The sequence below is a fragment of the Microbacterium sp. CFBP 13617 genome (genome assembly GCF_014839445.1).
Taxonomy (GTDB): Bacteria; Actinomycetota; Actinomycetes; order Actinomycetales; family Microbacteriaceae; genus Microbacterium.
Genome location: NZ_JACYNW010000001.1, coordinates 101,398 through 114,788, shown reverse-complemented (window position 1 = coordinate 114,788; position 13,391 = coordinate 101,398). Strand labels below are relative to the sequence as shown.

Annotated in this window: 11 protein-coding genes; 7 read left to right on the top strand and 4 right to left on the bottom strand. The window is 71.5% G+C overall.

Annotated features, from left to right (window positions below; translation table 11 throughout):
• Positions 1-34: 34 nt before the first annotated feature.
• The 3 genes from IFU40_RS00500 to IFU40_RS00490 all read right to left on the bottom strand — a co-directional run bounded on the left by IFU40_RS00500 (position 35) and on the right by IFU40_RS00490 (position 4,046).
• Positions 35-1,087, bottom strand: coding sequence for a LacI family DNA-binding transcriptional regulator (locus IFU40_RS00500; RefSeq protein ID WP_191925009.1), 1,053 nt, complete (start codon positions 1,085-1,087; stop codon positions 35-37).
• Positions 1,088-1,632: 545 nt separating this feature from the next.
• Positions 1,633-2,970, bottom strand: a complete 1,338-nt coding sequence (locus IFU40_RS00495; protein WP_070408712.1) for a uracil-xanthine permease family protein — start codon at positions 2,968-2,970, stop codon at positions 1,633-1,635.
• Between the two features lie 113 nt (positions 2,971-3,083).
• On the bottom strand, positions 3,084-4,046 hold the full coding sequence (locus IFU40_RS00490) for a phosphoribosylaminoimidazolesuccinocarboxamide synthase (protein ID WP_249404012.1): 963 nt from the start codon (positions 4,044-4,046) through the stop codon (positions 3,084-3,086).
• Between the two features lie 78 nt (positions 4,047-4,124).
• On the opposite strand from IFU40_RS00490, the gene IFU40_RS00485 reads away from it, so the two are divergent.
• The 6 genes from IFU40_RS00485 to IFU40_RS00460 all read left to right on the top strand — a co-directional run bounded on the left by IFU40_RS00485 (position 4,125) and on the right by IFU40_RS00460 (position 11,416).
• The gene (locus IFU40_RS00485; RefSeq protein ID WP_191925007.1) at positions 4,125-5,852 is read left to right on the top strand and encodes a BCCT family transporter; all 1,728 of its coding nucleotides are present in this window, start codon (positions 4,125-4,127) and stop codon (positions 5,850-5,852) included.
• A gap of 359 nt (positions 5,853-6,211) precedes the next feature.
• A complete protein-coding gene (locus tag IFU40_RS00480) occupies positions 6,212-6,835 on the top strand; it encodes a PadR family transcriptional regulator (protein ID WP_191916178.1) in 624 nt (207 codons plus the stop codon).
• A complete protein-coding gene (locus IFU40_RS00475) occupies positions 6,832-8,382 on the top strand; it encodes an MFS transporter (RefSeq protein ID WP_191925006.1) in 1,551 nt (516 codons plus the stop codon). Before IFU40_RS00480 ends, IFU40_RS00475 begins: the two co-directional genes overlap by 4 nt.
• Before the next feature lie 406 nt (positions 8,383-8,788).
• On the top strand, positions 8,789-9,448 hold the full coding sequence (locus tag IFU40_RS00470; protein WP_191925005.1) for a hypothetical protein: 660 nt from the start codon (positions 8,789-8,791) through the stop codon (positions 9,446-9,448).
• A 9-nt stretch (positions 9,449-9,457) separates the two neighbouring features.
• Positions 9,458-10,087, top strand: coding sequence for a TetR family transcriptional regulator (locus tag IFU40_RS00465; RefSeq protein ID WP_191925004.1), 630 nt, complete (start codon positions 9,458-9,460; stop codon positions 10,085-10,087).
• 45 nt (positions 10,088-10,132) lie between these two features.
• Positions 10,133-11,416 carry a glycosyltransferase gene (locus tag IFU40_RS00460; RefSeq protein WP_191925003.1) on the top strand — a complete coding sequence of 428 codons (1,284 nt, stop codon included), beginning with the start codon at positions 10,133-10,135 and terminating at the stop codon, positions 11,414-11,416.
• Positions 11,417-11,451: 35 nt separating this feature from the next.
• Here IFU40_RS00460 and purD read toward each other — a convergent pair whose 3' ends face one another.
• A complete protein-coding gene (gene purD / locus IFU40_RS00455) occupies positions 11,452-12,723 on the bottom strand; it encodes a phosphoribosylamine--glycine ligase (RefSeq protein WP_191925002.1) in 1,272 nt (423 codons plus the stop codon).
• 159 nt (positions 12,724-12,882) lie between these two features.
• On the opposite strand from purD, the gene IFU40_RS00450 reads away from it, so the two are divergent.
• Positions 12,883-13,239 carry a sterol carrier family protein gene (locus IFU40_RS00450; RefSeq protein WP_055831942.1) on the top strand — a complete coding sequence of 119 codons (357 nt, stop codon included), beginning with the start codon at positions 12,883-12,885 and terminating at the stop codon, positions 13,237-13,239.
• Positions 13,240-13,391: the final 152 nt, after the last annotated feature.

Genomic DNA, 13,391 nt, shown 5'->3' with positions numbered 1-13,391 from the left:
CGCTGTCGCCGTCGTGAGGGCCGCCGAAGCGGCGTCAGTCCGTGACCCGGGGTTCCCGCGCGCTGCCGAGGAGCGCGGGAGGGCCGACGGAAGCCCGACGAACGATCGGGCAGTCCATGAGGTGGGGGGAATCGGGGGAGGCCTCGCGGAGGCCGAGCGCGACCTCCATCGCCCAGCGGCCCATGGCCGCGTGGGGCAGCGAGACGGTGGTGAGTGGCGGATCCAGCTCGCCGGCGATCAGCTGCTGGTCGTCGTAGCCGACGAGCGAGAGGTCGTCGGGGATCCGGACGCCGGTGCGGTGCGCCCACGACACGACACCGGCGGCGATGCGGTCGTTGAAGGCGAACACGGCGGTGGGACGCCGGTGCTCGGCGAGCGCCATGAGCTCCACGATCGCCCGCCGCCCTCCGGCCGCGGACGTCGAGGCGAAGGCGTGCAGCGCCGGGTCCGGGGTGATCCCCGCCTCGGTCAGCACGTCGAGGTATCCGCGCAGGCGGAGCTCGGCCGCGACCGGCCGGTCGTCGTCGCCGTCGTCGATGTAGGCGATGCGGACGTGGCCGGCGTCGACGAGCTCCTGCGTCGCCGCGCGGCCGCCGGCGTAGTCGTCGGGGACGACGGCGGGGTACCCGCCTTCTTCCGGGCGGCAGTCCAGGAAGACCGTGCCGCCGGGCAGTCCCGCGGGAGCCGGCAGGACGCGGTGGTACATCGAGGCGTAGACCATGGCGTCGACGCGGTGGTTGGACAGTGCCGCGATGGCGTCGGATTCGATCTCGGGGTGTCCGTCGGTGTCGACGAGGATCACGAGCCGGCCGTTCTCGCGTGCGACCTCCTGGGCGCCGGCGAGCATCTGACCGGCGAAGGGGGTCGTGGCGATGCGGTCGGAGACGAGGCCGATGGTGCCGGTGACGCGGGTGCGCAGGCTGCGGGCGATCGGGTTGGGCGAGTAGCCCACCTCGTCGGCGACCCGGCGGACGCGCTCTTTCGTCTCGTCGGAGATGCGGGACTCGGCGCCGTTCAGGACGAGGGAGACCGTGGCGGAGGAGACTCCGGCTGCCTTCGCGACGTCGGCGATGCGCACTCGAGCCATCTGTCTCACCCTTCATTGGATAATCGATTTATCGTCGTGATAAACCGATTTATCTGCGACCGAGATCAGTGTGCTGTGTGCGGCGGCGACGTGTCAAGTAACGGTCAGGCAACGGTGGTCGTTGCGCCGGCGTTCCGGTGCTCGGACCCGCCCGCGCGGCGCGCGCCCGCCGCCCGCGCGGCGCGCGCCCGCCGCGCGCCCGCCGCGCGCACCCGACTCATCGGCCGCCGGTCTGCTCGCCCGGTACGGGCGCTCGCGGGTCTGCGCGCGCGGGGCGGGGCTCTGACGGGCCGAACTCCTGAGTTTCGGGGCGTCGCCGGCGTTTCCGCCCACGAGCGCTCCCGGCCGCGTGACCGATCAGGAGTTCGGCCCGCCGTCGCGCCCCGGACGGCGGGGGTCGGTTCGCCGTGGCGCCCGGGCGGCCTGCGCCGTCGAGACCGCATCCGATTGTCGAGACCGCAGCCTTTCGGCGGCAATCGCGTGCGGTTTCGGCAAACGGATGCGGTCTCGACGAGGAGGGCGCCCGGCGAGGGGCGCGCCCGGCGTCAGCTCGGGTCGCCGCCCAGCGGCCCCACCGCGGGGATCGGGCCGCCGTCGTCGGCGCCGGTCTTGCGCGCTCGGGCGATGGCGTTGCCGAGGTGGTAGATCACGAGCGCAGCGACCGAGCCCAGAACGATGGCCCCGAGCTGGAAGTCGCCGAACTGCATCGTGAAGCCGGCGATGGCCAGCACCAGCGCAACGGCGCCGGTGTACTGGTTGACCGGACGCGAGAAGTCGACGCGGTTGTCGACCCAGATCTTGATGCCGATGATGCCGATCAGGCCGTAGAGCGCCGTGGTGACACCACCGAGCACGCCCGGCGGAATGGTGTTGAACACCGCGCCCACCTTGGGCGACAGGCTCAACACGATCGCTGCGAGACCGGCCACCCAGTAGACGGCCGTGGAGTACACGCGGGTGGCGGCCATCACACCGATGTTCTCGCCGTACGTCGTGGTGCCCGATCCACCGAAGGTGCCCGCGATGGTCGTCGCCACGCCGTCGGCGATGAGGGCGCGGCCGGTGGAGCGGTTGGCGGTGGCATCGGTCATGGCGGCGACGCCGCGCACGTGTCCGACGTTCTCGGCCACGAGCACCAGCACCACGGGAAGGAACATCGCGATGACCGACCACGTCTGCGGCGACGCGAAGTCGGCGAGGTGGAACTCGGGCCAGCCCACCCACGGAGCGGCCTCGACGGCGGCGAAGTCGATGAGCTTCTCGCCCGTGCCGGCCTGGATCAGCACGGTGGCGACGTAGCCGACGATCACGCCGAGGAAGATCGAGATGCGGCCGAGGAAGCCGCGGAACAACACGCTGAACAGGATGACGGCGACCAGCGTGATGGTGCCGGGCAGTGGCTGGAGCTGGAAGTTCGACCACGCCACGGGCGCCAGGTTGAAGCCGATGAGGGCCACGATCGCGCCGGCCACGACCGGCGGCATGACCTTGTCGACCCATCCGAGACCGACGAACTGCACGACGAAGCCGATGGCGGCGAGCAGGATGCCGACGGCCACGATGCCCGCGAGGGCGGAACCCATGCCCGCGGTCGCGGTGGCCGCGGTCACCGGCGCGATGAACGCGAACGACGAGCCGAGGTAGCTGGGGAGGCGGTTGCGTGTGACGAGCAGGAACAGCAGCGTGCCGACGCCCGAGAACAGCAGCGTCGTCGATACCGGGAACCCGGTGAGCACCGGCACCAGGAAGGTGGCGCCGAACATCGCGATGACGTGCTGAAGGCCGATCGCGACCGTGGCGCCCCAGTTGAGGCGCTCGCCGGGTGCGACGACCGCTCCCGGTGCGACGGTGCGCCCGTTTCCGTGCAGCTTCCAGCGGAACATGTGTCTCCTCGTGAGTTCGTGATCGGATGCCGAGATCACACGGCATCGGCGAGGTCACACGCCGTGTCGTGGTGTCTCGGCGACGGCGTGTGATCCCGCGAGGGGGAAGGGGGTCAGGCGGTCAGGAGGCGCAGGAGTTCGGCGTAGCGGTCGCGGGTGCGGGTGACGATCTCGGCCGGGAGCGCGGGGGGCTCGCCCTGCTTGTCCCAGTTGTCGGCGAGCCAGTTGCGCACGATCTGCTTGTCGAAGCTCGCCATGCGCTCGGCCGCGGTGGACCCGGTGCGCCAGGCTTCGGCATCCCAGTAGCGGGAGGAATCCGACGTCAGAACCTCGTCGGCGAGTGTCAGCACGCCGTCGGCGTCGTATCCGAACTCGAACTTGGTGTCGGCGAGGATCAGGCCGTGCGCCTCGGCGGTGGCGGCGGCGCGGCGGTAGATCTCGAGCGACAGCTCGCGCAGCGCCTCGGCGGTGTCGGAGCCGACGAGCTCGACCGACCGCTCGAACGTGATGTTCTCGTCGTGCTCGCCCATGGGCGCTTTGAACGCCGGGGTGTACAGCGGCTCCGGCAGGCGGTCGCCGTCGTTCAGGCCGGCGGGCAGCGGGATGCCGCACACGGTGCCCGAGGCGCGGTACTCCGCCCAGCCCGACCCGGTGAGGTACCCGCGTACGACGCATTCGATCGGCTGCATATCGAGGGAGCGCACGAGCATGGCGCGTCCGCGCACGGCATCCGGGATCAGCTCGACGGCCTCGTCGCCCACGAGGGCGTGGTCGGCCGCGAGGTGGTTCGCGATGCCGCGACCGCCGTCGGCGCCCGCGAGCTGGTCGAACCACCACAGGCTGAGCGTGGTCAGCAGCGTGCCCTTGTCGGGGATGCCGGGTGCGAGCACGTGGTCGAAGGCGCTCACGCGGTCGCTGGCGACCACCAGCAGGTGCGTCGGGGCGGCCTCATCGGCGGTGCCGGCGGGAACGTAGAGATCGCGCACCTTGCCGGAGTAGATGTGGCGCCAGCCGGGGAACTCGAGCGGGGGAGCGGTGGTCACACGCTCATTATTGCGGAGGCGCGGCCTCTTCATCGGCGCGGATTGTGTCATATGCGGCCTCGCGGTGCCCGCCCCCGGGCTCGCGCGCGGCTGTTGACTACCCTCGGAGGAATGACCGAGGCAGCCCCCGACACCGCGGTGAACATCGACCCACACCTGGGTAGTCGCCACAAGACCATTCGCGGCTGGGTCTTCTGGCCCGCCGCCGGCATCGCTCTGGCGTTCATCGCCTTCGCCATGCTCTTCCCCCAAGCGGCCGAAGCCACCTTCGGCGCCGTCCAGACCACCATCGTCTCGGCCTTCAACTGGTACTACGTGCTGATCGCGGCGTTCTTCGTCGTCTTCGCCCTCGCGATGGGCTTCAGCCGCTTCGGCACGATCAAGCTCGGCCAGGACGACGACGAGCCCGAGTTCTCGACCATGTCGTGGTTCTCGCTGCTGTTCGCGGCGGGAATGGGCATCGGCCTGGTGTTCTACGGCGTGAGCGAGCCGCTCAGCCACTTCGCCCAGCCCCGCCCGGGCGTGGAGGGGACCCCGAACCAGCTCGCCCAGCAGGCGATGTCGCAGACGTTCCTGCACTGGGGCGTGCACGCCTGGTCGATCTACGTCGTCATCGGCCTCGCCCTCGCCTACGCGTTCCACCGCCGCAAGCGCCCGCGCACCATCCGCTGGGCGCTGGAGCCGATCCTCGGGGCGCGCCTCGTGCAGGGCGCCTGGGGCAACGCCGTCGACGTGGCGGCCCTGGTCGGCACGCTCTTCGGTGTGGCGACATCGCTGGGTCTGGGCGTCATCCAGATCAGTGCGGGCCTGGACTACCTGGGCATCGTGGCGCCGTCGGCGATCAGCGAGGCCATCATCGTCGGCATCATCACCGGCTTCGTGCTGTTCTCGGTGCTCTCGGGTGTCGGCAAGGGCATGAAGTGGCTGTCGAACATCAACCTCGTGCTCGCCGGCGCGCTCATGCTCTACCTGCTGTTCGCCGGTCCCACCGAGTTCCTGCTGCGCGACGTGGTGCAGTCGATCGGCAACTACATCCAGAACTTCGTCGGGCTGTCGTTCACGACCAGCGCCTATTCGGGTGAAGACGGGGTCGCCTGGCAGGGGACCTGGACCTCGTTCTACTGGGGCTGGTGGATCTCGTGGGCCCCCTTCGTGGGGATCTTCATCGCGCGCATCTCGCGCGGCCGCACGGTGCGCGAGTTCGTCACCGGCGTGATCCTGGTGCCCACGCTCGTCGGCATCCTGTGGTTCACCGTGCTCGGTGGCACCGCGATCTACGGCGAGCTCACCGGCAGCGTGTCGCTGCTCGGTTCCGACGGCTCGGTGAACGTCTCGACGGCGCTGTTCCAGATGCTCGAGGGCATTCCCGGCACCGTGTTCCTGGCCATCGGCTTCCTCGTGCTCATCGGGATCTTCTTCGTCACCTCGGCCGACTCGGGCGCGCTGGTGATGGGCATGATCGCGACGGGCGGCGAAGAGGAGCCCAAGCGGTGGGTGCGCATCTTCTTCACCCTGGCGACCTCGCTCATCGCGTTCGCCCTGCTGCTGGCCGGTGGTCTCACCGCGCTGCAGACGGCGGCGATCAGCATCGCGCTGCCGTTCAGCGTCGTGCTGCTTGCGATCTGCTGGGCCACGGTCGTGGCGTTCCGCCGTGAGATGAAGGCGTACGACAAGGCCGAGCGCGCGCACTTGCGCGACTCGATCGGCGAGCACTACGGCCTCGAGGTCGAGGAGCCCAACCAACGGGGCATCTTCGGCCTGCCGGCGCGCTGGCGTCCGCGCAAGTCGGTCACCGTGTCGGCTCCCGACTCGGGCGCCCCGGCGTCGCCGGAGTCGTAGGGCGCTGTCCCGCTGAATGTCCACGACTCCCGGATGCCGCGCCACGCGGCCCGGGTGTCGTGGACATTCGCGTGTCGCGTCGCGGCATCCTGGCCCGCTCCGCGCTCCGCGCTCCCCGCTCCCCGGCACGCGCTCCGCGCTGCCGGCTCCCCGGCACGCGCTCCCCGCTCCTCGCTCCCCGGCATGCGCGCGGGAGTCGCCGCGCTCGCGAGCCCGTCGAGTGTCCAAGACGCGCCGCATGGAGCGCCCCGACTGCGGCGTGTTCTGGACACTCAACGTTCACCCCCCCGGCTCGCGTCACGCCAAGCGGAGGCGTATAGTCCACGTGGACTAGTCGACACGGACCATGAGGGGGACGGATGCCGGAACAGCCCCGCCTCACCCCGATCGCGGTCATGATCCTCGCCACCCTGCGCGAGGCCGACATGCACCCCTACGAGATGGTGCGCTTGCTCAAGGAGCGGGGCGACGATCGCCTCGTCCCCCTGCAGAAGGGCACGATCTACCACGCGGTCGCCCGCCTCGAACGCGACGGCCTGCTCGCCGAGGTCGGCGTCGATCGCGACGGCAACCGCCCCGAGCGCACCACCTACACGCTGCGGGATGCCGGGCGCCGGGCCGTCGAGCAGTGGGTGCGCGCCGAGCTCCCCCAGATAGACCGGGCCAGTGACTTCCGCGTCGCGCTGTCGGAGGCCCACAACCTCCCGCGCGACGAGGTCATGGCCCTGCTCGACCGACGCCGCGCCCTGCTCCTCGCCTCGGTCGACGAGCATCGCGCCGGTCTCGACAAGGCCGCCACGTCTGAGACCCCCGAACAATTCCTCGTCGAGCTGCAGCGGCAGTCCGCTCTGCTCGACGCAGAACTCGCGTGGCAGGACTCCCTGCGTGCGCGTCTCGCCGACCGCTCCCTCGCCTGGGGCATCGCCGAAATCCCCGAACACATCAAGAAGAAGCACCGCGTCTCAAAGGAGACCACCCCATGACCGACTCCCGCGCCGCCTCCACGGCATCCACCCGTACGGGATCCACCCGCACCGAACGCAGCCCCTGGCCCGCCCTCTGGGCGCTGGTCATCGGGTTCTTCATGATCCTGGTCGACACCACGATCGTCTCGGTGGCGAACCCCGCCATCAAGGCCGCCCTCGACCCCGACACCAACAACCTCGACAACGTCGTGTGGGTCACCTCGGCCTACCTGCTCACCTACGCCGTGCCGCTGCTCATCACCGGCCGCCTCGGCGACCGCTTCGGCCCGAAGAACGTCTATCTCACGGGCCTCGCGATCTTCACCCTCGCCTCGCTCGCGTGCGGACTGGCCCCCTCGCTCGAGATGCTGATCGTCGCTCGCGCCGTGCAGGGTCTGGGTGCCGCCCTCATGACGCCCCAGACGATGGCCGTCATCACCCGTACCTTCCCGGCGCAGAACCGCGGCGCCGCCATGGGTCTGTGGGGAGCCACCGCCGGTGTCGCCACCCTCGTCGGCCCGCTGGCCGGTGGCCTGCTCGTCGACGGCCTCGGGTGGGAGTGGATCTTCTTCATCAACATCCCCGTCGGCATCATCGGCTTCATCGCCGCGGTCATCCTGGTGCCCCAGCTGCCGCGCACCGCGCACAAGTTCGACATCCTCGGCGTCGTGCTGAGCGCCGTCGGTCTCTTCCTCATCGTGTTCGGCCTGCAGGAGGGCGAGCACTACTCGTGGGCGGCGTGGATCTGGGCGATGGTCGTCGCCGGTGTGGTCGTGATGGGCGTGTTCATCTGGACGCAGGCGCGCAGCAAGGGCGAACCCCTCGTGCCGCTCGAACTGTTCCGGGAGCGCAACTTCTCGATCGCGAACCTCGCCATCGCCGCGGTCGGTTTCACCGTGACGAGCATGGCGTTGCCGCAGATGTTCTACCTGCAGCTCGCCCGTGGTCTCACCCCGACCGAGTCGGCGCTGCTGCTCATCCCGCTGGCGATCCTGTCGGGCGTGCTCGCGCCCTTCGCGGGCAAGCTGCTCGACCGGACCGACCCGCGATTCCTGCTCGTCCCCGGTCTGCTGCTCGTCGGGGGCTCGCTCGGGCTCTACGCCGCGCTCATCCTGAACGACGCGCCGATCTGGGCCTTCCTCATCCCCGCGGCGTTCATGGGCATCGGCAACGCCGGCATGTGGGGCCCGCTGGCCACCACCGCGACGCGCAACCTGCCGCCGCGCCAGGCGGGTGCCGGCGCCGGCATCTACAACACCACGCGCACCGTCGGCTCGGTGATCGGCTCGGCATCCATCGCCGCGTTCATGCAGGCGCGTCTCGAGGCGAACCTGCCGGGGGCCGCGGATGCCGGGGCGAGCTTCGGTGGCGGCACGCTTCCGCCGCAGGTGGTCGATGGCTTCTCGGCGGCGATGGGGCAATCGCTGCTGCTGCCGATCATCGTGATCGCGGTCGGCTTGGTCGCCGTGCTGTTCATGCGTCGCCCGTCGATGATCCGCCCGCACGGCGCTCCGCGCGAGGCCGAGCCGGCCACGCAGGCTGCCCCCGTCGCCGCGCGCGAGTAGCGTCCGACGCGCGAACGCCGTCGTCCCCCGTGGGGCGGCGGCGTTCGTCGTTTGCGCTCAGGGGTCAGGCGCTCGCATCGGACGGGTCGCGGCGGTGATGAGGGGAGGAGCTGGGGCGGAGGGAGGCGGATGCCGGGCCGGCGGTCCTCCGCTTGCCACGCGTCCTCCGCTGGGCACGGTTCCGTGCGGCGCCGGCGGGTGCTCGAGCGCTGCGGCGGCGGGTCGCGGCGGTGACGAGGGGAGGAGCTGGGGCGGAGGGAGGACGGATGCCGGGCCGGCGGTCCTCCGCTCGCCACGGGTCCTCCGCTGGGCATGGGGAGCCGAGAAGAGCGGTTCCATATTCAGTTATACGCCGCTATAGTCAAAAAGAGCCGCCGTCCGATCCCGGTCACTCGCAGGAGCATCCATGACCACCTCTGCCCCGCACTCCGCCACCCGCACCGCCGTCGAGAGCGACGCCGCGACGACCGGCACCCGCCCGCGGTGGGCCCGAACCGCCGGCCTCCTGATCGTCGTCGGCGGGGTGCTGCTCACCGCGGCGACCGCCGTCGAGCTCACCGCCGACGTCGCCACCGAATCCGGGCCGGCGACCGCCTTCTGGGTGTTCTTCCTCGCGAGCACGCTCGCCCATGTCGCGGCGATGGTCCCGCTCGCGCTGGGCCGGGGCGACGGAGAGGGCGCCGTCGGCTCGTCTCTCGTGGGCAAGGTCGCGCTTCTCGGGTTCGGGGCGCTGTTCCTCGCGAACCAGAGCATGTACCTCGTCACGGCCTACCTGCTGCCGTCCGCCGTGTTCACCGACGGGGCGATGGCGTTCCTGGGAGCCATGAGCGCCGTGCAGGGCGTCGCCCTGCTGGTCGGCGGCATCGTCATCGTCCGCGCCGGGGTTCTGACGGGCGCGGCACGCTGGGCCGTCCTGGTGCTGGCTCTCGTCGGCTTCGCGCTCGGCGCCGTGCTCACCGTGGGCACCATCGAGGCGCTGTCGAACGCGATGTACTTCGTCTCCACCGGCGCGCAGATCGTCGCGGGGCTCGTGATCCTCCGGTCGACGGTCGCGGCGGCGAAGTAGCGTTCTCCCGTGCCCCGTAGCTACCACTCTCCCCGACGGCAGGCCGACGCCGCCGAGACCCGCGCGACGATCGTCGAGGCGGCGGCCCGGCTGTTCGTGCGCGACGGGTACGTCGCCACCTCGATCACGGCGATTGCGGCCGAGGCGGGGGTGTCGGTTCCCACGGTGCACCTGAACGGACCCAAGCACGGTCTGCTCATCGCGGCGTTCGAGCGCACGTTCGCGGGAGACGAGGGGAGGCACTCGCTCGCCGAGCGCCCCGAGCTCGTCGCCATCATGGGCGAGCCCGACACCGATACCGCGATCGCCCGGTACGTGGACTTCCTCATCGACGCCAATCAGCGCTCGGCGGCGATCGTGCGCGCGATGGTGGCCGCCGCCGACAGTGATCCCGAGGCGCGCGCCGCCTACCTCGACCTCGAGATGCGGCGCCACCGCGACATGACGATCGCCGCGCGCTGGTTCGAGCAGCGCGACCGCATCCGCGTCGACCAGCTCGATGACGCCGCCGACGTCCTGGGGCTCATCACCGGTCCCGACCCGTGGACGCACCTCACCGTGGCCCGCGGGTGGGACGTCGCCGCCTACCGCACCTGGCTGACCGCGCAGCTCGTCCACCTCTCCGACAACCTCGCCTAGACCCCCGCCCCTCGGCGGACAGGGTCATCCTCGAAAGACGCAGACATGACACCCTCCGCCCTGCTGTGCAGCATGCCCGCCACAGGCCACGTGGGCCCGCTCCTCGTCGTCGCGCAGGAACTGCAGCGGCGCGGGTGGCGCGTGCGCCTGCTCACCGGGTCGCGGTACCAGCGGATGGTGGAGCAGGCCGGCATCCTGTTCCTCCCCCTTCCCGCCGAGGCGGACACGCTCGACGGGATCGGCGCCGACGAACGCGACCGCGGACTCGCCACCATCAACCGCGGGGTCGAGCGCGCGTTCGTCGACCCCGCCGCTCCGGCGGCGGCCGCCCTCGACCAGATCCTGAACGACGAACCCGCCGACGTGGTGCTGCACGACATGACCTTCCTCGGAGTGCAGACCTTGTTCGCACGAACGCGCTCTCAACGCCCCCTCACGGTGATGTGCGGCATCGGGCCCGCGGGTTTCTCGAGCCGCGACACGGCCCCGTACGGACTCGGCATCACGCCGCTCCGGCACCCCACGCTGAACCGCCTGCGCAACGGCGTGCTCGGGGTGACGGCCAAGACGGTGCTGCGTCCCGTGCACCGCTCGCTCGATCTCTTCCTCGCGGGCGTCGGCGCGCCGCCCCTGAACGGCGCGTTCTTCATGGACGTCCTCTCGCGCAGCGACCTGCTCGCGCAGTTCACGGTGCAGGAGTTCGAGTACGCCCGACGCGACGCCCCGGAGGCGCTCCGGTTCTACGGCCCCATGGCATCCGCTGCCGCCCATCCCGTTGCGGCACCGGAGTGGTTCGACGACCTCGACCCGACCCGGCCGCTCGTGCACGTCACGCAGGGAACGGTCGCGAACACCGACTACACCGAGGTGATCGAGCCGACGCTCGCGGCGCTGGCCGACCTACCCGTGCAGGTGGCCGTGACCACGGGCGGGCGCGACCTCGAGACCCTGCCCGCTCTCCCCGACAACGCCTTCGCCGCGAGCTACCTGCCCTACGACGACCTGCTCGCCCGCACGAGTGTGCTGGTGACCAACGGCGGCTACGGGGGCCTTCACCACGCGATGCGCTACGGCGTGCCGATCGTGATCGCCGGCGACTCGGAAGACAAGGTCGAGACCTCGGCGCGCGTGCAGCACGCCCGGGTGGGCATCAACCTGCGCACGGGGCGTCCGACTCCGGATGCCGTCCGCACGGCCGTCCAGCGCATCCTCGCCGACGACGGGTACGCGGCCCGCGCCCGCCGTATCGGCGACGCGATCGCGGTCGCGCCCGGCGCCCCCGGGCTCGTCGACGACGTCGAGAAGATGCTCGCGGCGCGCCGCCGCTGATCTCGCTCCGGGCGGGAGCGCCGAGACCCCCGGCGTCAGGCCTCGACGACGCGCGCGGCGATGTCGGTGCGGTACTGCCCGCCCTCGAGGCCGATGCGCTCGAGCCCGGCGTAGGCCGCGGTGCGCGCCTCGCCGAACGTGGAGCCGGTGGCGACGACGCTGAGCACGCGTCCGCCGGTGGCGACGAGCTCGCCGTCGCGGAGCGCCGTCGCCGCGTGGGCCACGTGCACGCCGTCGACCTCTTCGGCTTCGTCGATCCCGGTCAGCACGCGACCGGTCAGCGGCGCCTCGGGGTAGCCCTCGCTCGCGAGCACCACGGTGACGGCGGTCGCGTCGGCGAAGGCCGGGCGGGGCTCGTTGTCGAGCGTGCCCGAGGCTGCGGCCAGCAGCAGTCGCGACAGGGGGTCGACCAGGCGCGGAAGCACGACCTGCGTTTCGGGATCGCCGAAGCGGGCATTGAACTCGATGACCTTCACGCCCTGCTCCGTGAGGATGAGACCGGCGTAGAGCAGGCCGATGAAAGGGGTGCCCTCGGCATCCATCTGCCGGATCACGGGCTCCGCGATCGCGCGCGTCACGTGGTCGACGAACTCGGTCTCGCCGCCGAAGCGCTCAGACAGCCAGGGGAGGGGGGAGTACGCCCCCATGCCGCCGGTGTTCGGACCCTCGTCGCCGTCGCGCAGGCGCTTGAAGTCCTGGGCGGGGCTGAGGGGCGCGACGCGATCGCCGTCGCTGAGGAAGAACAGCGACACCTCGGGGCCGGAAAGGAACTCCTCGATCAGCACCGCACCGGTGGCCAGGTAGGTCTCGGCGTGGGCGAGGGCGGCCTCGCGGTCGGAGGTGACGATGACGCCCTTGCCCGCGGCCAGTCCGTCGGCCTTCACCACGTACGGGGCGCCGTACTCGTCGAGGGCGGTCTCGACGGTGGCGAGGTCGTGCGCGCGCGCCGAGCGTCCGGTGGGCACGCCCGCGGCATCCATGATCCGCTTCGCGTACGTCTTCGACCCCTCGAGCTGGGCCGCGGCCTTGCCCGGACCGAACACGGGGATGCCGTGCGCGCGCAGCGGATCGGCGACACCGGCGACCAGCGGTGCCTCGGGTCCCACGACGACGAGATCGATGGCCTCGGCTTTGGCGAACACCAGCACGGCGGCCGGGTCGAGCGGGTCGAGGTCGACGAGGTGGGCCTCGCGGGCAATGCCGGCGTTGCCGGGCGCGGCGAAGATGGCGTGCGAGGCCTCTTCGGAACGCAGCGCGAGGATGATGGCGTGCTCGCGCGCGCCCGAACCGAGGACCAGGATTCTCACTCGGCCAGCCTACCGAGCGGGGCGTTTCGCCGTTGAGCGTCCACGACATGCCGCATTCGCTCGAGGTGATGCGGCGTGTCCTGGACACTCAACTGGGGGGGGACCCGGGGATGGGCGACCCGGGCCACCCGGGGGTGGCGGCGCGGGTACCGTGGAGGCATGCCTCCCCGCCGAATCGAGACCGGTGACGGCCGCGCGGCGCTCGCGGCCGTGGCCGCGGGTGACGCCCCGCGCACGGCGACGGCCACCGCCGTGCGCTACCTGCTGCAGCTCCTGGTCGAGAAGGCTCCCGGCAACTCCGTCGAGATGCGCGTACCGCCCTTCGGTGCGGTGCAGGTGATCGAGGGCCCCCGCCACACGCGCGGCACCCCGCCCAACGTCGTCGAGACCGACGCCGCCACCTGGATCGCCGTCGCCACCGGTCGGGAGCACTGGGCGGATGCCGTGACCGCCGGCCGCATCGTCGCCTCGGGCGTGCGCGCCGACATCAGCGCGCTGCTGCCGCTGCGGCCGTAGGCCCGCCCGCCCGCCCGCCCGCCCGCCCGCCCGCCGCCCCCCCCCCCCCCCCCCCCCCCGGCTCGCGCCGGGACGCCACCGGTTGGCGCCGAGACCGCATTCGTTCGCCGAGGCCGCACGGTATTGCGGACGAACACGTGCGGTCTCGACGA